The 16,965-nt window shown below is 74.9% G+C and carries 18 protein-coding genes; 5 read left to right on the top strand and 13 right to left on the bottom strand.

All coding sequences use genetic code 11. From position 1 onward, the window contains the following. A partial coding sequence (locus G5C65_RS13975; RefSeq protein ID WP_165299129.1) for a LysR family transcriptional regulator occupies nucleotides 1-887 on the bottom strand: 887 nt, incomplete at its 3' end. A gap of 79 nt (nucleotides 888-966) precedes the next feature. On the opposite strand from G5C65_RS13975, the gene G5C65_RS13980 reads away from it, so the two are divergent. Next, nucleotides 967-1,635 carry an MOSC domain-containing protein gene (locus tag G5C65_RS13980; RefSeq protein WP_165299130.1) on the top strand — a complete coding sequence of 223 codons (669 nt, stop codon included), beginning with the start codon at nucleotides 967-969 and terminating at the stop codon, nucleotides 1,633-1,635. A gap of 86 nt (nucleotides 1,636-1,721) precedes the next feature. After that, nucleotides 1,722-2,495, top strand: coding sequence for an SDR family NAD(P)-dependent oxidoreductase (locus G5C65_RS13985; protein WP_165299131.1), 774 nt, complete (start codon nucleotides 1,722-1,724; stop codon nucleotides 2,493-2,495). A gap of 125 nt (nucleotides 2,496-2,620) precedes the next feature. Here G5C65_RS13985 and groL read toward each other — a convergent pair whose 3' ends face one another. Further along, nucleotides 2,621-4,246: a chaperonin GroEL gene (gene groL / locus G5C65_RS13990; RefSeq protein WP_165299132.1), complete on the bottom strand. Its 1,626-nt coding sequence runs from the start codon at nucleotides 4,244-4,246 to the stop codon at nucleotides 2,621-2,623. Between the two features lie 131 nt (nucleotides 4,247-4,377). Then, the gene (gene groES, locus G5C65_RS13995) at nucleotides 4,378-4,686 is read right to left on the bottom strand and encodes a co-chaperone GroES (protein ID WP_165299133.1); all 309 of its coding nucleotides are present in this window, start codon (nucleotides 4,684-4,686) and stop codon (nucleotides 4,378-4,380) included. A 141-nt stretch (nucleotides 4,687-4,827) separates the two neighbouring features. On the opposite strand from groES, the gene G5C65_RS14000 reads away from it, so the two are divergent. Next, on the top strand, nucleotides 4,828-6,069 hold the full coding sequence (locus G5C65_RS14000; RefSeq protein ID WP_206441771.1) for a class I SAM-dependent methyltransferase: 1,242 nt from the start codon (nucleotides 4,828-4,830) through the stop codon (nucleotides 6,067-6,069). Between the two features lie 467 nt (nucleotides 6,070-6,536). Here the strand turns inward: G5C65_RS14000 and G5C65_RS14005 are convergent, their stop codons facing one another. Genes G5C65_RS14005 through tsaB form a run of 4 tightly spaced genes read right to left on the bottom strand, consistent with a single transcriptional unit; the run spans nucleotide 6,537 to nucleotide 9,232 of the window. Continuing rightward, nucleotides 6,537-6,797: a hypothetical protein gene (locus G5C65_RS14005; protein ID WP_165299135.1), complete on the bottom strand. Its 261-nt coding sequence runs from the start codon at nucleotides 6,795-6,797 to the stop codon at nucleotides 6,537-6,539. Then, nucleotides 6,794-7,921 carry a tRNA (adenosine(37)-N6)-threonylcarbamoyltransferase complex transferase subunit TsaD gene (gene tsaD / locus G5C65_RS14010; protein ID WP_165299136.1) on the bottom strand — a complete coding sequence of 376 codons (1,128 nt, stop codon included), beginning with the start codon at nucleotides 7,919-7,921 and terminating at the stop codon, nucleotides 6,794-6,796. The genes G5C65_RS14005 and tsaD overlap by 4 nt, the downstream gene beginning before the upstream one ends. Next, nucleotides 7,914-8,552: a ribosomal protein S18-alanine N-acetyltransferase gene (rimI, locus tag G5C65_RS14015; RefSeq protein ID WP_165299137.1), complete on the bottom strand. Its 639-nt coding sequence runs from the start codon at nucleotides 8,550-8,552 to the stop codon at nucleotides 7,914-7,916. The genes tsaD and rimI overlap by 8 nt, the downstream gene beginning before the upstream one ends. Continuing rightward, nucleotides 8,549-9,232, bottom strand: a complete 684-nt coding sequence (gene tsaB, locus G5C65_RS14020; protein WP_165299138.1) for a tRNA (adenosine(37)-N6)-threonylcarbamoyltransferase complex dimerization subunit type 1 TsaB — start codon at nucleotides 9,230-9,232, stop codon at nucleotides 8,549-8,551. The genes rimI and tsaB overlap by 4 nt, the downstream gene beginning before the upstream one ends. A 171-nt stretch (nucleotides 9,233-9,403) precedes the next feature. Here tsaB and G5C65_RS14025 point away from each other — a divergent pair, with 171 nt between their 5' ends. Beyond that, on the top strand, nucleotides 9,404-9,979 hold the full coding sequence (locus G5C65_RS14025; protein WP_165299139.1) for a hypothetical protein: 576 nt from the start codon (nucleotides 9,404-9,406) through the stop codon (nucleotides 9,977-9,979). A gap of 397 nt (nucleotides 9,980-10,376) precedes the next feature. Here G5C65_RS14025 and tsaE read toward each other — a convergent pair whose 3' ends face one another. The 4 genes from tsaE to G5C65_RS14045 all read right to left on the bottom strand — a co-directional run bounded on the left by tsaE (nucleotide 10,377) and on the right by G5C65_RS14045 (nucleotide 14,039). Beyond that, nucleotides 10,377-10,826 carry a tRNA (adenosine(37)-N6)-threonylcarbamoyltransferase complex ATPase subunit type 1 TsaE gene (gene tsaE, locus G5C65_RS14030; RefSeq protein ID WP_165299146.1) on the bottom strand — a complete coding sequence of 150 codons (450 nt, stop codon included), beginning with the start codon at nucleotides 10,824-10,826 and terminating at the stop codon, nucleotides 10,377-10,379. 82 nt (nucleotides 10,827-10,908) lie between these two features. After that, nucleotides 10,909-12,033 (bottom strand): alpha/beta fold hydrolase, encoded by a 1,125-nt coding sequence (locus tag G5C65_RS14035; protein ID WP_165299140.1) that lies wholly within the window; start codon nucleotides 12,031-12,033, stop codon nucleotides 10,909-10,911. 145 nt (nucleotides 12,034-12,178) lie between these two features. After that, nucleotides 12,179-13,339, bottom strand: coding sequence for an alanine racemase (alr, locus tag G5C65_RS14040; protein WP_165299141.1), 1,161 nt, complete (start codon nucleotides 13,337-13,339; stop codon nucleotides 12,179-12,181). A gap of 100 nt (nucleotides 13,340-13,439) precedes the next feature. Next, nucleotides 13,440-14,039 carry a DinB family protein gene (locus G5C65_RS14045; RefSeq protein WP_165299142.1) on the bottom strand — a complete coding sequence of 200 codons (600 nt, stop codon included), beginning with the start codon at nucleotides 14,037-14,039 and terminating at the stop codon, nucleotides 13,440-13,442. A gap of 69 nt (nucleotides 14,040-14,108) precedes the next feature. On the opposite strand from G5C65_RS14045, the gene G5C65_RS40120 reads away from it, so the two are divergent. Continuing rightward, nucleotides 14,109-14,606, top strand: a complete 498-nt coding sequence (locus G5C65_RS40120; protein ID WP_338146384.1) for a GNAT family N-acetyltransferase — start codon at nucleotides 14,109-14,111, stop codon at nucleotides 14,604-14,606. A 35-nt stretch (nucleotides 14,607-14,641) separates the two neighbouring features. On the opposite strand, the gene G5C65_RS14055 is transcribed toward G5C65_RS40120, so the two are convergent. Beyond that, a complete protein-coding gene (locus G5C65_RS14055) occupies nucleotides 14,642-16,141 on the bottom strand; it encodes an NAD(P)H-hydrate dehydratase (RefSeq protein ID WP_165299143.1) in 1,500 nt (499 codons plus the stop codon). Nucleotides 16,142-16,417: 276 nt separating this feature from the next. After that, nucleotides 16,418-16,786 (bottom strand): holo-ACP synthase, encoded by a 369-nt coding sequence (locus G5C65_RS14060; RefSeq protein WP_165299144.1) that lies wholly within the window; start codon nucleotides 16,784-16,786, stop codon nucleotides 16,418-16,420. Nucleotides 16,787-16,965 lie beyond the last annotated feature (179 nt).

Genomic DNA, 16,965 nt, shown 5'->3' on the forward strand with positions numbered 1-16,965 from the left:
CAGCTCCCCGGCGCCGCCTCCAGCCGGGTCAGCATCGCGCCGACCGCCGGCACCCGCTCCAGGTCGGGCAGGGTGAGCGCGACGACCTCCCGCTGCACCGCCGGCACCAGCCGCACAGCGCGCGCCCCCTTCCGGCGCACCGACTCCACGGCCAGCTCCGGCAGCACCGCCACCCCCAGCCCGGCGCCGACCAGCCCGACCACCGCCGGGTAGTCGTCCGTGGCGAAGTCGATCTGCGGGGTGAAGCCGGCCGCCTCGCAGACGTCCACCAGATGCCGGCGGCAGCGCGGGCAGCCCGCGATCCACGGCTCCTCCGCGAGCGTGGCGATGCCCAGCTCGGCCGCGTCCGCGAACGGGTGGTCCTCGGGGACCAGCGCCATCAGCCGGTCGGTGAGCAGCGGACGCACCACCAGGTCGTCCCACTCGGGCGAGGGGGTGTAGCGGAAGGCGAGGGCGATCTCGCAGTCACCCGCGCGGAGCATCTCGACGGAGCGCGGCGGCTCGGCCTCCACCAGCGAGACCCGGGTGCCGGGGTGGTCGCGGCGCATGGCGGCGACGGCGGTCGGCACCAGGGTGGAGCTGCCGCTGGGGAACGACACCAGCCGGACCCGCCCGGCGCGCAGCCCGGCCAGCGCCGCCACCTCCTCCTCGGCGGCGGTCAGCCCGGCCAGGATCCCCGCCGCGTGCCGCACCAGGGCCTCGCCCGCCTCGGTCAGCCGCGTCTCGCGGCCCGCGCGCAGGAGCAGCGGCGTGCCCGCCGACTGTTCGAGCGCTTTCATCTGCTGGCTGACGGCGGGCTGGGTGCAGCCCAGCTCGCGGGCCGCGGCCGAGAAGGAGCCGGTGGCGGCGACCGCGCGCAGCACACGGAGATGACGGGCCTCGATCATGGGTCGAGCATAAGGGCGACTTGGGGACACCGGAAAATACTCGCTCGTCGCTTTGGGGCTGTCCCCATAGCCTCGGAGCATGCATGTGATCTCAGTGAATCTCGGGAAACCCCACCGCACGGAGTTCAGCGACGCGGAGGGACAGCTCACCGGCATCGACAAGCGGCCCGCCGAGGGGCCGGTGGCCGTGGCCGCGCCCGGCCCCAAGGGCACCGGCGGCAGCGGCGTGGCCGGGGACACCATCGCCGACCTGCGGCACCACGGCGGCAACGACCAGGCGGTCTACGCGTACGCGCGCGAGGACCTGGACGTCTGGGAGGGCGAGCTGGACGGCCGCCCGCTGCGCAACGGCGTCTTCGGCGAGAACCTCACCACCGGGGGAGGGGATGTGAACGCCGCGCTGATCGGTGAACGGTGGCGGATCGGGGCCGCGGACACCGGCCCGCTGCTGGAGGTCTGCGGGGCGCGCATCCCGTGCCGGACGTTCGCCGGCTGGCTGGAGGAGCGCGGCTGGGTCCGGCGGTTCACACAGCGGGCGCTGCCGGGCGCGTATCTGCGGGTCGTCGAGCCCGGTGAGGTGTGCGCGGGGGACGCGGTCACGGTGGAGCACCGGCCCGCGCACGAGGTGACCGTCGCGCTGCTGTTCCGCGCGCTGACGACGGAGCGGGAGCTGCTGCCCCGGGTGCTCGACGCCGGGGACGCGCTGGGCGAGGAGGAGCGGGCGAAGGCCCGTAAGTACGCGGGCTAGGTCGCTTGCCGGTTGAACTTGCCGGGGATCGCCCGCGCCCGGACGGGGCGATGTCCGTCCGCCACCGGCTGGTTACCGTGTGCCGTATGACGACAGCACTGATTACGGGAGCGACGGCCGGTATCGGCGCGGCCTTCGCCCGCAGGCTCGCGCACGACGGCCACGACGTGGTGCTGGTCGCGCGGAGCGCGGAACGGCTCCGGGAGCACGCCACCGAGCTGCACGACCGGCACGGCGTCGAGGCGTCGGTGCTGACCGCCGACCTGTCCCGCGAGGAGGGCATCGCGGCCGTCGAGGAGCGGCTCGGCGACCGTGCGCGCCCCGTCGACCTGCTGGTCAACAACGCCGGGTTCGGCCTGCAGGGCCGCTATCTGGAGGTGCCGCTGGCGGACGAGCTCACCATGCTGAGGGTGCACTGCGAGGCGGTGCTGCGGCTGACGACGGCGGCCGTGCCGGTGATGCGGGAGCGGCGGCGCGGCGGCGTGGTGAACGTCGCCTCGGTGGCCGCCTTCGTGCCGCGCGGGACGTATGGCGCGTCCAAGGCGTGGGTCGTGCAGTTCACCCAGGGCGTGGCGCGGGACATGGGCGGTACCGGGGTGCGGCTGATGGTGCTGTGCCCCGGGTTCGTCCGGACGGAGTTCCACCAGCGGGCCGGTATGGACACCGGCGGTGTGCCGGGGTGGATGTGGCTGGACGCCGACCGCGTGGTGGACGCGGGGCTGCGGGATCTGGCGCGCGGGAAGTCGCTGTCCCTGCCCGACCCCCGCTACAAGGCGCTGATGGGGGCGGCGAAGCTGGTGCCCCGCGGCATGCTGTCGCGGGTGTCGTCGACGACGGGGCGGCGGTTCGGGCCGAAGTGAGCCCCCCGTTCTCGGCTTCGCTCGAACAGGTGGACCCCCATCGACCCTCATCGCGGCGGAGCCGCAGGTGACACCGCCCCGCGCCCCTTGTGGGGCGCGGGGCGGGCGCCCCACAAGGGTTCGCGTCAGTGCGCGTGGCCGTGGCCGTGACCGGCGGCGGCCTCCTCTTCCTCTTCCTTCTTCTCGACGACCAGCGTCTCGGTCGTCAGCAGCAGGGAGGCGATGGACGCGGCGTTCTCCAGCGCGGAGCGGGTGACCTTCACCGGGTCGATGACGCCCTGCTTGATCAGGTCGCCGTACTCGCCGGTGGCGGCGTTGAAGCCCTGGCCCTTGTCCTGCTCGGCGACCTTGGAGGTGATGACGTAGCCCTCCAGGCCCGCGTTCTCGGCGATCCAGCGCAGCGGCTCGACGGCGGCGCGGCGGACGACGGCGACACCGGTGGCCTCGTCGCCCTCCTTGCCGAGGCCGCCCTCCAGCACCTTGACCGCGTGCACCAGCGCGGAGCCGCCGCCGGAGACGATGCCCTCCTCGACGGCCGCGCGGGTCGCGGAGATCGCGTCCTCCAGGCGGTGCTTCTTCTCCTTCAGCTCGACCTCGGTGGCCGCGCCGACGCGGATGACGCACACGCCGCCCGCGAGCTTCGCCAGGCGCTCCTGGAGCTTCTCGCGGTCCCAGTCGGAGTCCGTGGTCTCGATCTCGCCCTTGATCTGGGCGATCCGGCCCTGCACGTCCTCGGAGCTGCCCGCGCCGTCGACGAGGGTGGTGTCGTCCTTGGTGACGGTGACGCGGCGGGCCGTGCCCAGCACGTCCAGACCGGCCTGGTCGAGCTTGAGGCCGACCTCCTCGGCGATCACGGTGGCGCCGGTGAGCGTCGCCATGTCGCCGAGCATCGCCTTGCGGCGGTCGCCGAAGCCGGGGGCCTTGACTGCGACGGCGTTGAAGGTGCCGCGGATCTTGTTGACGACGAGGGTGGACAGCGCCTCGCCCTCCACGTCCTCGGCGATGATCAGCAGCGGCTTGGAGCCGCCGGCCTGCATGATCTTCTCCAGCAGCGGCAGCAGGTCCTGGATGGCGCCGATCTTGCCCTGGTGGATCAGGATGTACGGGTCGTCGAGGACGGCCTCCATCCGCTCCTGGTCGGTGACGAAGTAGGGCGAGAGGTAGCCCTTGTCGAAGGCCATGCCCTCGGTGAAGTCCAGCTCCAGACCGAAGGTCTGGGACTCCTCGACGGTGATCACACCGTCCTTGCCGACCTTGTCCATGGCCTCCGCGATCAGCTCGCCGACCTGCTTGTCCTGGGCGGACAGCGCGGCGACGGAGGCGATGTCCTCCTTGGAGTCGATCGGCCGCGCCGTGCCGATCAGGTCCTCGGAGACGGCCTGGACGGCGGCGTCGATGCCCTTCTTGAGGGCGGCCGGGGAGGCGCCGGCCGCGACGTTGCGCAGGCCCTCGCGGACCATCGCCTGGGCCAGCACGGTGGCGGTGGTGGTGCCGTCGCCCGCGATGTCGTTGGTCTTGGTCGCCACCTCCTTGACGAGCTGGGCGCCGAGGTTCTCGTACGCGTCCTCGACCTCGACCTCGCGGGCGATGGTGACGCCGTCGTTGGTGATGGTCGGCGCGCCGAACTTCTTGTCGATGACGACGTTGCGGCCCTTGGGGCCGATGGTCACCTTCACGGTGTCGGCCAGGTTGTTGACGCCGCGTTCGAGGGCGCGACGGGCGTCCTCGTCAAACTTCAGGATCTTGGCCATGGGAGTGGTTCTGTCCTCTCACACGTCTCACACGTCTCACATGAGCCGCGCCCCGGTCCCGGCCGCGCCCCTCGTCGGAGGGAGCGAGCTGACGGGCACCGGGGCGCGGGTCACAGGCAGACTTCGGTGGCTTACTTCTCGACGATCGCGAGAACGTCGCGGGCCGAGAGGACGAGGTACTCGTCGCCGTTGTACTTCACCTCGGTGCCGCCGTACTTGCTGTAGAGCACGACATCGCCGACCTGGACGTCGAGCGGCAGGCGGTTGCCGTCCTCGAAGCGGCCCGGGCCCACGGCCAGGACGGTGCCCTCCTGGGGCTTCTCCTTGGCGGTGTCAGGAATGACCAGGCCCGAGGCCGTGGTCTCTTCGGCGTCGAGCGGCTGGACCACAATGCGGTCCTCAAGCGGCTTGATGGCAACCTTGGAACTGGCGGTCGTCACGATCCGACCTCCCCCTTCGGAGATCTCATCACGGGGTCTTATGTCTGGGGTGGCGACCTGGTAGATCCGTCGTCGCGGGTGCCGGATCTGCCCGTCGCGTATTTCTGGCACTCCCACGGGGAGAGTGCCAAGGTTGAGGTTATGCCCGGGTTAGCACTCGGTCAAGCGGAGTGCCAGGCTGGCCGAGTGGACCTTGACACGTTCGGACAGCTGCTCGACGACGAGGGCCGGCAGTTGCTGCGCACCCTGGAGGGGTACCGGGCCGGGGACGAGCTGGCCCTGGCCACCCGGCTGCGGCGCGACCACGCGCCGGACCTCGTCTCGGCGGCCCTCACCCAGGCCCGCCTGCGGCGGCGCGCCGCCGCCAAGTTCGGCGCCGAGGACGCGGCGCGGATGTACTTCACACCCGACGGCGTCGAGCAGGCGACCCGCGCCCGGGTCGCCGCGCACCGCGCAGCGCGGTTCGCGGCGCTCGGCGTGTCCGGCGTCGCCGACCTGTGCTGCGGCGTCGGCGGGGACGCTGTCGCGCTGGCGCGCGCCGGGATCCGGGTGCTGGCCGTCGACCGCTCCCCGCTGGCCTGCGCGGTCGCGCGGGCGAACGCCGAGGCGCTCGGCGTCGGCGACCTCGTCGAGGTCCGGTGCGCGGAGGTCGCCGAGGTGGACACCGCCGGGTACGACGCCGTCTTCGTGGACCCGGCGCGGCGCGGCAAGCGGGGCCGCCTGTTCGATCCCGAGGCGTACTCGCCGCCGCTCAGCCGGGCCGTCGCCGCGGCCCGCGCCGTACCGTGCGCCGCGCTGAAGGTGGCGCCGGGCATCCCGCACGAGGCGGTGCCCCCGCAGGCCGGTGCCGAGTGGGTGTCGGACGAGGGCGACGTCAAGGAGGCGGTGCTGTGGTTCGGCGTGCCGGGGGAGGCCGGGACGGTACGGGCCACGCTGCTGCCCGGCGGGCACACCCTGCTCGGGCGCGGGCTGCCCGACCCCGCCCCCGGCGCCGTGGGCCGGTACCTCTACGAGCCGGACGGCGCGGTGATCCGCGCCCATCTGGTGGCCGAGGTGGCCGAGGACGTCGGCGGGCGGCTGCTGGACCCGACCATCGCCTACGTCACAGCGGACGAGCCGCACCCGACGCCGTATGCGACCGCGTACGAGATCAGCGATGTGCTGCCGTTCAACGTCAAGCGGCTGCGCGCCCTGCTGCGCGAGCGCGGCGTCGGCGTGGTCACCGTGAAGAAGCGGGGCTCGGCCGTCGAGCCCGAGGAGCTGCGCGGCAAGCTGAAGCTGAACCCGAAGCGGGACCGGGGGGCCTGCACCGTCTTCCTCACCCGCGTCGCGGGCGCGCCGGCCATGCTGCTGGGGAGCCCGGTGCCCGGGACGGCGCCCTGACACCGCGGACCTCACCCGGCGGACAAGCGGCTCGGGAACCCGAAGCACCGCATGGCCCAAGGCCCGAATTATGGTCGGCCCGTGCACACGCCGCCGTGGCCGGTGCGCGCCGGAACTTCCACCACCAGTGGTCCCACAAGCTGACGGGCGAGAGCCGAGCCGTCTTCGCGGAGACCCCGAACGTGCGTGGACTGGCGCGAGGACGCCGTATCCTCTCGGCGACAGCACCACCGGTAACGGCGCGAGTGAACGCCTGCGGAGCGCACGTGAGACCAGGCAGCAGCCCGGCAGCGCGCACAACCCCCACCCTGGAGGAGGTCAAACGGGCGGACAGCGCCTCCTCTCCCCGCGAGCCGTAGCCGGTGGCGGCCCAGAAGCTCTGGCCGGCCGGCACCTCGACATACGGGACCGTGCGCCCCTCGCAGGTGTCCGTGAGCGCCTCCGGGGCGCGATCGCTCTGGGACGGACTACGCCTCGTGGAAGCGCCAGCGGTGCACCGGGCGGGCCAGCAACTCGTCCGGCGGATCCGGGATCTCGGGCGCGTCCGCGCCGGTCCCGGCGTCCCACCAGGTGATGACCAGCACCCGGCCGCCCTCGGCCGTGAGGGTGTCCCGGCGGGCGGGGGCGGGGCCGAGGTGCCGGGCGCGGGCCCACTCCAGCAGTTCGGGGCCGCGTCCGGGGGCCGCCTTGGCCTCCCACATCAGGGCCAGCCTGTTCGTGTCGCTCATGGGGCGTAGAGGTTCTTCCTGCTCAACTCGTGCACATGGTCGTGGTGGCCGTCGTGGTGATGGCCGTCGTGGAGGTGGCCGTGCGCCGGGACGTGCGGCTCGGTCACCGGCAGCGAGGAGTCCGCGGACAGGTCCCAGGACGAGGTGCCCCGGCCGCGCGCGACCATCTCGGCGCCGAGGGCGGCGACCATCGCCCCGTTGTCGGTGCACAGCTTGGGGCGCGGGACGCGCAGCGTGATGCCCGCGGCGGCGCACCGCTCCTCCGCCATGGCGCGCAGCCGCGAGTTCGCCGCGACGCCCCCGCCGATCATCAGATGGTCGGCGCCCTCGTCCGTGCAGGCCCGGATCGCCTTGCGGGTCAGCACATCCGTCACGGCCTCCTGGAAGGACGCGGAGACGTCGGCGACCGGCACCTCCTCGCCCGCGTTCCGCCTGGCCTCGATCCAGCGGGCGACGGCGGTCTTGAGGCCGGAGAAGGAGAAGTCGTACGCCGCGTCCCGCGGTCCGGTGAGGCCGCGCGGGAAAGCGATGGCCCCGGGGTCGCCCTCCCGGGCCCACTTGTCGATCACGGGGCCGCCGGGGAAGCCGAGGTTCAGCACCCGGGCCACCTTGTCGAACGCCTCGCCCGCCGCGTCGTCGATCGTCGAGCCCAGCGGGCGGACGTCCGCGGTGATGTCGGGGGCCAGGAGCAGCGACGAGTGGCCGCCGCTGACCAGCAGCGCCATCGTCGGCTCGGGCAGCGGGCCGTGCTCCAGCTGGTCCACGCAGATGTGCGAGGCCAGGTGGTTGACCCCGTAGAGCGGCTTGCCCAGCGCGTACGCGTACGCCTTCGCGGCCGAGACGCCCACCAGCAGCGCGCCCGCGAGCCCCGGGCCCGAGGTGACGGCGACGGCGTCCAGGTCGGTGGCGGCGACCCCGGCCTGCGCGAGGGCCCGGTCGATGGTCGGGACCATCGCCTCCAGATGGGCCCGGCTGGCGATCTCGGGGACGACGCCGCCGAACCGGGCGTGGGTGTCCACGCTGGAGGCCACCGCGTCGGCCAGCAGCGTGGTGCCGCGGACGATACCGACGCCGGTCTCGTCGCAGGAGGTCTCGATGCCGAGGACGAGGGGTTCGTCAGCCATGGTGCTCCGCGCTCCGTGTGCTCCGTGTGCTCTGTGTCGTGTCCGTGCTCTGTGCGGTGCCCGCGTCCGTGCCCGTGCCCGCGTCCACGGCGGGGTCCGCTGCCGGGTCCGCGCCGTACGCTGCCGCCGCCGGGTCGGCGAGCCGCATCACGAGCGCGTCGACGTTGCCGGGCTGGTAGTAGCCGCGGCGGACGCCGATGGGGGCGAAGCCGAAGCGCTCGTACAGCCGCTGCGCCGGCGCGTTGTCCACCCGCACCTCCAGCAGCACCTCGGCGCACTCGAACTCCGCCGCCGCGCGCAGCAGCGCGCGCAGCAGCCGGGCGCCCAGCCCGGTGCCCCGGTGGCCGGGCAGTACGCCGATGGTCTGGATGTCCCCCAGGCCCCCGGCCGCCGCGAGTCCGCCGTAGCCGACGAGCGTGCCCTCGGGGCGCGCGGCGACGAGATAGCGCCGGGTGGCGTACGGCCCCCGCGCATGCGCCAGCTCCGACCAGAACATCCCCTCGGACCAGGCGTCCTCCGGGAACAGCTCGCCCTCCAGGGCCAGCACCGGTGCGATGTCCCACCAGCGCATCTCGCGCAGCGTGACGCCGTCGCGCCGGCCGTCGGCGCCAGGCGGTCCTGCGCCGCTCATTTCGGGGTGACCACCTTGTAGTTGGCCGGGACCTGGGCGTCCGGGCGGCGCAGATACAGCGGGCGGGGCGGCAGCAGCTCCTCGCCGCGCCCCAGCCGCTCCGCCGCGAGTCGGGCCAGCGACTCAGCGGACTGGTCGACGGGCAGCTCCGCGCGGACGTCCGTGAACGTCCCCTCGTACAGCACAGCGCCGCCGCCGACGGCGGGCAGCGCCAGCACCTCGGGGCCGAGCTCCGCCGCGCGGGCCACGGCGGGCTCGCCGAGCCGGGTGACGGGGTCCGCGTACCGCGCCCAGTACACCTCTCTGCGGCGCGCGTCCGTGGCGACGACGAAGGGCCCCTCGTCGGCGCCGAGGCCCGCGCGGCCCGCCGCGTACGCCAGCCCGTCCAGCGTGCACAGGCCGTGCACCGGGGTGCCGAGCGCGGCGCGGAACGCCTCCGCCGTCGCCAGCCCGACCCGCAGCCCGGTGTACGGCCCGGGGCCGACGCCGACCACCAGATCCGTGACCTCCGCCAGCGCGCGCCCCGCCTCGCCCAGCACCCGGTCGATGGAGGGCAGCAGCAGCTCGCCGTGGCGGCGGGCGTCGACGTGGTCGGCGGAGGCGAGAATCCGGTCGCCCCCGGCGTCGTAGAGCGCGACCGTGACGGCCGGCGTGGCGGTGTCCAGAGCGAGCATCAGCACCCCACCACCCTACGGCGCCGCGGCACATGGCCCGTCCGCGCCGGGGCGAACACCCGCCCGGCCAATGCGACAAGTCCCACCAGCGGGCCGCGCTGCTGCTACCGTCGGAACGCGTACCGGCCGGCGGCGGCGGACCGGTTGGCCCAGGCACACGAGAGGTGGCGGCGCACGGTGGCACGGGGCAGCGGTAACAGCACGGGGGTGTTCGTCACCGGTCTCACCGCGGCAGCGCTCGCCGTGATCGCCTTCTTCGCCTTCCAGGCGTCGGCGGCCCAGGACCGCGCCGGAAAGCCGCGGGCGAGCGCCTCGGAGTCCGCCTCCCCCTCCAAGGACTCCTCCGCGCAGAAGCGCAAGGACAACAAGGCGCTGCCCGCCCGCTCCGGCAGCGGTCCGCGCGTGGTCTACGCGCTGGAGCGGCGCCGCGTCTGGCTCGTCGGCAGGAGCGGTACGGTGCAGCGCACGTTCCGGGTCGTGCCGAGCTCGGTCAGCCCGTCGCCGGGCACCTACCAGGTCAGTTCGCGCACCGCGCGCGTCATCGGCTCCGACGGGGTGCCGATCGAGCACGTGGTCCGCTTCACCAGCGTCGCGGGCACGACCATCGGCTTCAGCGCGGCGGTCGACGGCTCGATGCCGGATCCGAACGCCGATCCGGGGCGCAAGACGGGCGGCGTCCGCGAGAAGCGGAAGGACGGCTCGGCGATGTGGAAGTTCGCCACGATCGGTACGAACGTGGTCGTGGTCCGCTGAGCGGTTCCCTCACGGCCGACCGCGCTGAGCAGGGGCTGCCCCTGCCTGTGCTTCGCAGTCTGCGGGCGCGTTGTGGCTGGTCGCGCAGTTCCCCGCGCCCCTTTCGGGGCGCCATGGTGGACCGGCCTCGCCGGGCTGCGCCTCCTCCCCCGGGGGGCGGGAGACGGCCGCCGCGGACGCGCAGGACGCCAGCAGCTCGCTCATGGAAAGCGGTGACGAGGACGGAAGGGCCCCCTGCTGCTCCCGCTCACGCTCCTGCATGGCACCTCCCGGAGGCCCCGGCGCGACCCTACTTAGGCACACCTAACTTCGCTCGTACCTCCATAGGACCACGGCGTGCGCGGTGCGCGCAACATCTTGCCGACACGCTGTCGAGAACCGGGGGCTCCGATACGGCCTAGCCGAGCGCCGCGAGGTCCTCTCCGGACCAGCGGGCGCCGACCCCGGCGAGCGTGACCCGCCGTACGTCGTCCTCCGCGCCCTCCGCGCCGTGTCCGCGCTCGATCACCACATGCAGGCGGTCCTCCGCCAGCTCCTCGACCCGGCCCTCGCCCCACTCCACGACGACCACGCTCTCCGGCAGCGAGACGTCCAGGTCCAGGTCCTCCATCTCCTCCAGGCCGCCGCTCAGCCGGTAGGCGTCGACATGGACCAGCGGCGGGCCGTCGCCCAGCGGCGGATGGACGCGGGCGATCACGAACGTCGGCGACGTCACCTCCCCGCGCACCCCCAGGCCCGCGCCGAGGCCGCGCGCCAGCGTCGTCTTCCCGGCGCCGAGTTCACCCGTAAGCAGGACGAGGTCGCCGGGGCGCAGCAGCTTCGCGAGCCGCTCGCCCAGCTCTCGCATACGGTCGGGCGCCGGGATGGTCACGGTGACCTGGTGGTGCGGTACCTGCACTGCTCGTACCTCGCGAACGGGTCCGGGAACGCTATCCGGCCGGCGGCCCCGGAGGCGTTCCCCGGGCGACGCGGCCCTGGGTCCGGATGGTACGCGCCAGCAGCTCGGCGATGCTCCGGCTCACCTCGCCGGGGCGCTCCAGCATGGACAGGTGGCCCGTCTCCGGCAGCAGCACCAGCTCGGCCGCCGGCAGCGCCTCCGCGATCCGCTCGCTGTGCCCGGGGGGCGTCAGCAGATCCCGGTCCCCCGCGAGCACCAGCGCCGGGATCCCGTCGAAGGCCGCCAGCGCCGCCGTCCTCTCGTGCTCCGTGAACGCCGGGTAGAACTCCGCGACCACGTCCACCGGCACCGACTCGATCAGCCGCTCGGCGAACCGCGCCACCCCCGCGTCCACCTCGCCGGGTGCGCCGAACGAGCAGCGCCGCACCAGCCCGGCGAACAGGTCCGCGGTGGCCCGTCGCCCCCGCTCCACCAGCTCCGGCTGCTTGCCCAGCGCGCGCAGCACCCCGGGCACCGCGCGCCGCACGGCCCGCACGCCGGGGGCCGGCAGCCCGTACGTCACCTCGCCGAGCCCGCCCGCACTGGTGTCCAGCAGTGCGACGCCGACGACCCGCTCCGCCACATACCCGGGGTACTGCTCGGCGAGCGCCATCAGCGTCATACCGCCCATCGAGTGCCCCACCAGCACCACCGGCCCCTCGGGCACGGCGGCGTCGAGCACGGCCTTCAGATCGCGGCCCAGCAGGTCGATGGCGACCTCCTCGCCCACCGGGCCGCGCGCGGAACGGCCGTGGCTGCGCTGGTCCCAGTAGACCGCGCGCACCCGGCCGTCCTCCCGGAGCGCCGCGCGCTGGAAGTGCCAGCTGTCCTGGCCGAGGCAGTAGCCGTGGGTGAACACGACGGTGAGCGGGGGCTCCTGCGCGGCGCCCGCTTCCGGCTCCGCGGCCTCCTCCGTCTCGTAGTACAGCTCCGTGCCGTCCTCGGCCCGGACCGTGCCCGGGGTGCCGCGCAGCGTGCCGTACGGGCCCTCGGCGTCCAGCGCGAGGCGCGCCTTGCGGCGGACCTTGCCCGCGGTCAGCCGCTCCAGCACGACGCCGGCCGCGACGGCTCCCAGCGCGGCGCCCGCGACGCCTGCTGTGCGGAGTCCAGCGCTCATATGGATCCGTCCCGTCCCGTTGGGGCCCTCCGGCCAGTGTCGCGAGCAACCGATCTTGCGGGGAAGGGGGTACCCCCTGCTGCGCGTCGCAGTCCGCGGGTCTCCGCCGGCTGGGCGCGCGGCTCCCCGCGCCCCTTGCGAGCGCTCACCCGTTCACATAGACCCTCGGCACCCGGGCGCCGAGGCGCGTGACGATCTCGTACGAGATGGTGCCCGCGGCGCGCGCCCAGTCCTCCGCGGTGGGCTCGCCCCGGTCGCCGGGGCCGAAGAGCACCGCCTCGTCCCCCGCAGCGGCCGGATCGCCGCCCAGGTCGACGACGAACTGGTCCATGGCGATCCGCCCGGCCACCGACCGCCACTTGCCCGCGACCAGCACCGGGCCGGCACCGGAGGCGTGCCGGGGGATGCCGTCGCCGTAGCCGAGCGGGACCAGGCCGAGGGTGGTCGCGCCGGGCGTGCGGTACGTGTGCCCGTAACTCACCCCGTGGCCCCCCGGCACCCGCTTGACCAGCGCGAGCGAAGCGGTCAGCGTCATCGCGGGCCGCAGCCCCAGCTCGGCGGCGACGCCGACCTCCGGGGACGGCGAGAGGCCGTAGACGGAGACCCCGGGGCGCACGAGGTCGAAGTGGGACTCCGGCAGGGTCAGCGTGGCGGGCGAGTTCGCGTGGTGCCGCACCTCCGGGTCGAGCCCGGCGCGCTCGGCGGCGGCCACCGCCTCCCGGAACGCGGCGAGCTGCGCCGCGATGGACGGGTGGCCCGGCTCGTCGGCGCACGCGAAGTGCGACCAGACGCCGGTGACCTTCAGCGCGCCCTCGGCCTCGGCGGCGCGGGCCGCCGCCAGCAGCTCGGGCCACTCGGCGGGCTGGCAGCCGCCGCGCCCGAGGCCGGTGTCGGCCTTGAGGTGGACGCGCGCGGGGCGCCCGGCGGCGCGGGCCGCCGCCGCGATCTCGTCGAGGGCCCAGAGCGCGCCGGCCGAGACGTCGACATCCGCCTCGATGGCCTCGCGCCAGGGGCCGCCCGGCGTCCACACCCAGCACATGAGCCGCCCGCTGTCCCCGGCGGCGCGCAGCGCGAACGCCTCCTCGGGCGTCGCCGTGCCGATCCAGCCGGCGCCGGCCTCGCGCGCGGCGCGGGCGCAGGGCACGGCGCCATGGCCGTAGCCGTCCGCCTTCACGACGGCCATCAGCTCGGCGCGCGGGGCACGGGCGCGGAGCGCGCGGACGTTGTCCCGCACCGCGCCGAGGTCGATCTCGGCGCGGGCGCGGGCAGCCGTGCTCTGGGTGGCTGAAACGGTGACGCTGTTCACCGGTTCAGTGTCGCAGGTGCCGGAGGAGGCGCGGGAAGGGACGCCGACCGACGCCTCAGCCGCCTCAGTGGCCTCAGCCGCCTCAGCCGCCTCAGCCGCCTCAGTGGCCCGTGGCCCCGTCGATCCGCTCGCGGAGCAGATCGGCGTGCCCGCAGTGCCGCGCGTACTCCGCGGTGAGGTGGAGCAGCACCCGGCGCAGCGAGACGGGCTGCCCGGTGGCCAGATGGGTGCCGGTCGCCTCCAGGTCGGCGGTGGCCGCGACCAGCTCGCGGGAGCGGGCGCACTCCCGCTGCCAGGTCTCCAGCGCCCCGGCCGGGTCGGCGTGCGGGTCGGACCGCTCCCAGTCGAAATCCTGGTCGGGGTCCTCGTCCGAGAAGAACAGCAGCGGCAGGTCCTGGCCGCCGAACTGGATACGGAACCACCAGCGCTCGACGCCCGCGAGATGGCGCAGCAGCCCGTGCAGACTCATCCCGGAGGGCCGCACGGACCGCTCGGAGAGCTGCGCGGCCGTCAGGCCCTCGCACTTGAGCCGCAGCGTCTCGCGATACCAGTCGAGATACCCGGTCAGCAGCTCGCGCTCGCCGCCGGTCATCGGCAGCGGCTCGCGGGCGTCCTCCGCCATCGGCTGGGCGAGGTGCCGCGGCGCGGAAGGGCCGGGCCCCGCCGCCCCGTTCACCTCGCTCGTCCCGTCTCGTGTCATGCCGCGAGTGTGGCAGCGGCCACTGACATCCCCCCGAAATACCGTTGCGGGCCCGCGGAGAATGACCGTGTGAACTGGAAGATCACCCCAGCGGACATCGAGAGCGCCGAGGCCGTGGCCACGGTGCGCGCCTACGTCGACGACATAGCGAGCCGCTACTACGGGCGCCCGGCGACCGGCGAGGAGATCGACACCGCGCTCGCCGAGGAGCCGGACGACGAGCTCGCCCCGCCCCGGGGCGTCTTCCTGCTCGCCCGCGCGGAGGGCGATCCGGCCCGTATCGGCGGCTGCTCGGGCGCGAAGCTGCTGGCCGGGGGCGCAGCCGAGCTCAAGCGCGTCTGGGTGGCGCCGCACGCCCGCCGCCAGGGGCTCGGCGCCCGGCTGGTCGCGGCGGCCGAGGACGCGGCCCGCGCCCTGGGGGCCGCCGCGATCCGCCTGGACACCCGCTCCGACCTGGTCGAGGCCCGCGCCCTGTACGCGCGGCGCGGCTACCTGGACATCGAGCGGTACAACGACTCGCCGTACGCGCAGCACTGGCTGGAGAAGTCCCTCACCACGGAGCCCTGATACCCCGCACCCGGCACGCCCGGCACCGGGCACCGCTACGCGGACGTCACATCGCCCCACGCGTCCGGCAGCGCGTCGGCGACGCCCAGCGCCGTCGCCGGCCGGGCGGCCCGGCGGCCCGCGAGTCCGTGCAGATAGGCGCCCACCGACGCCGCGTCGAAGGCGGCCAGCCCCGCAGCGAGCAGCGAGCCGATGACGCCCGCGAGCACATCCCCGCTGCCCGCCGTGGCCAGCCAGCCGGTCCCGGTGGCGTTGGCCCGTACCGGCCGGGCCCGCTCCGCGTCCGGCGCCGCGACCAGCGTCGTGGACCCCTTCAGCAGCACCGTGGCGCCGGTGCGCTCGGCGAGTTCCCGTACGGACGCGAGCCGGGAGCCCTCCACCCGCTCCCGCTCGCAGCCGAGCAGCGCCGCCGCCTCGCCCGCGTGCGGGGTCAGCACGGTGGGCGCCGTACGCCCCCGCAGGTCCCGCTCGGACATCAGCCGCAGCCCGTCCGCGTCGACCAGGACCGGGACGTCGGCCGAGAGCACGTCGGCGACCAGGGCCCGCGCTGCGGCGCCGTCGCCGAGGCCGGAGCCGACGGCCCACGCCTGCACCCGGCCCGCCCTGCGCACCGGGCCCTGGGAGAGCAGCGCCTCGGGGAAGCGCTGGATCACCTGCCGCCGCGCGTCCTGCGAGGCGTCCGCGCCCAGGTAGCGCACGGCGCCCGCGCCGCCGCGCAGCGCCCCGGCGACGGCGAGGACCGCCGCGCCCGGATAGGTGTCCGAACCGGCCGCGACGCCGACCACCCCGCGCCGGTACTTGTCGCTCTCCGCGTCCGGCCGGGGCAGCAGCGCCGCGACGTCCGCGTGCTGGAGCGCCTCCAGGTCCGCGCGCTCGGGGAGGCTCGGGGCCAGCCCGATGTCCACGAGCCGTACGGCGCCCGCGCGCTCCCGCGCCGGGTCGACCAGCAGTCCCGGCTTGTACGTGCCGAAGGTGACCGTCGCCGCCGCGTGCACGGCGGCGCCGTGCACCTCGCCGGTGTCCGCGTCGACGCCGCTCGGCAGGTCGACGGCGACCACGGGGGTGCCCGCCTGCCGGACCAGGTCCGCCAGACGGGCGGCGGCGGGGCGCAGTCCGCCCTTGCCGCCGATCCCGACGATGCCGTCCACGACGAGGTCGGCGCGCCGTACGAGCGCGCCGTACGACGCGGGCTCCGCGGCGCCCTCGGCCACCGTCCCCGGGCCCGGCACGGCCCGGCCGCCCGCCGCGCGCAGGGCGCGCAGGCCGCCCTCGTGAGTGCGTTCGGGGGCCAGCAGGACGGCGGTGACCCCGGCTCCGCGGCGGGCGAGGCGGGCTCCGGCGTAGAGGGCGTCGCCGCCGTTGTCGCCGCTGCCGACGAGGAGGAGGACGCGGGCGCCGTACGTACCGGTCAGCAGGGCGCGGCAGGCGGCGGCCAGTCCGGCGGCGGCGCGGGCCATCAGGGCTCCCTCGGGGAGCTGTGCCATCAAGGCGGCCTCGGCCCGGCGCACCGTCTCCACGCTGTACGCATATCTCATGGGCACCAGTGTGCTAGGCCGTGTCCGGCGGATCTTGCTGGGCAGGGGCTGCCCCTGCCGGTGCGTCGCAGTCCGCGGCCGGGATGGGGGTCCCCCCTGCTCGAGCGAAGCCGAGAGCTTGGGGGAGGCTGCTCGCGCAGTTCCCCGCGCCCCTGCGGGGCGCGCCCTGGCGCCCCGCAGGGGCGCTTCAGGGGCGCGGGGAACGGCGCGAGCAACCACGGCGACGCCGCAGTCCGCAGAGCAGGGGCAGGGGCTGCCCCGGTCCGGGAGTGGGGTTCACGCCTCGGCCACGACCATCGCGGAGGCGACGCCCGCGTCGTGGGAGAGGGAGACATGCCAGCTGCGGACGCCGAGCTCCTCGGCGCGGGCCAGCACTGTCCCGCTGACCACCAGATACGGCCGGCCGGAGTCCGCCGAGCGCACCTCGGCGTCCGTCCACCGCAGTCCGGGCGGCGCGCCCAGCGCCTTGGCCAGCGCCTCCTTCGCCGCGAACCGGGCGGCCAGCGACGCCGCCCGCCTGCGCTCCCCGCTCGGCAGCCACAGTTCCCGCGCCACGAACAGCCGCTCCGCGAGGCCCGGCGTACGGTCCAGGGACGCGGCGAAGCGGTCGATCTCGGCCACGTCGATACCCACTCCGACGATCACAGCGACCGGCTCCTCACTCGACCGTCACGGACCGGGCCAGGTTCCGTGGCTGGTCGCCCTCGTCGCCCCGGGCCGTCGCCACCTCGCCTCCGGCGGTCTTACGCCGTCCGGCGGCACCCGACGCGCGCACTTTACCGGAGGCCGTTCCGTCCGGGCGGCGGAAACGGTTGTTCCTGCCC

The sequence above is a fragment of the Streptomyces boncukensis genome (assembly GCF_011045075.1).
Taxonomy (GTDB): domain Bacteria; phylum Actinomycetota; class Actinomycetes; order Streptomycetales; family Streptomycetaceae; genus Streptomyces; species Streptomyces boncukensis.

Excerpts from the sequence above, each read along its gene's own strand:
- G5C65_RS13980 (WP_165299130.1), top strand. The coding sequence starts at position 967 with ATGCATGTGATCTCAGTGAATCTCGGGAAACCCCACCGCACGGAGTTC.
- G5C65_RS14035 (WP_165299140.1), bottom strand. The coding sequence starts at position 12,033 with ATGAGCGCTGGACTCCGCACAGCAGGCGTCGCGGGCGCCGCGCTGGGA.
- rimI (WP_165299137.1), bottom strand. The coding sequence starts at position 8,552 with ATGAGCGGCGCAGGACCGCCTGGCGCCGACGGCCGGCGCGACGGCGTC.
- G5C65_RS14000 (WP_206441771.1), top strand. The coding sequence starts at position 4,828 with ATGCCCGGGTTAGCACTCGGTCAAGCGGAGTGCCAGGCTGGCCGAGTG.
- G5C65_RS14055 (WP_165299143.1), bottom strand. The coding sequence starts at position 16,141 with ATGAGATATGCGTACAGCGTGGAGACGGTGCGCCGGGCCGAGGCCGCC.
- G5C65_RS14045 (WP_165299142.1), bottom strand. The coding sequence starts at position 14,039 with ATGACACGAGACGGGACGAGCGAGGTGAACGGGGCGGCGGGGCCCGGC.
- tsaD (WP_165299136.1), bottom strand. The coding sequence starts at position 7,921 with ATGGCTGACGAACCCCTCGTCCTCGGCATCGAGACCTCCTGCGACGAG.
- groL (WP_165299132.1), bottom strand. The coding sequence starts at position 4,246 with ATGGCCAAGATCCTGAAGTTTGACGAGGACGCCCGTCGCGCCCTCGAA.
- G5C65_RS13985 (WP_165299131.1), top strand. The coding sequence starts at position 1,722 with ATGACGACAGCACTGATTACGGGAGCGACGGCCGGTATCGGCGCGGCC.
- tsaE (WP_165299146.1), bottom strand. The coding sequence starts at position 10,826 with ATGCGAGAGCTGGGCGAGCGGCTCGCGAAGCTGCTGCGCCCCGGCGAC.
- G5C65_RS14005 (WP_165299135.1), bottom strand. The coding sequence starts at position 6,797 with ATGAGCGACACGAACAGGCTGGCCCTGATGTGGGAGGCCAAGGCGGCC.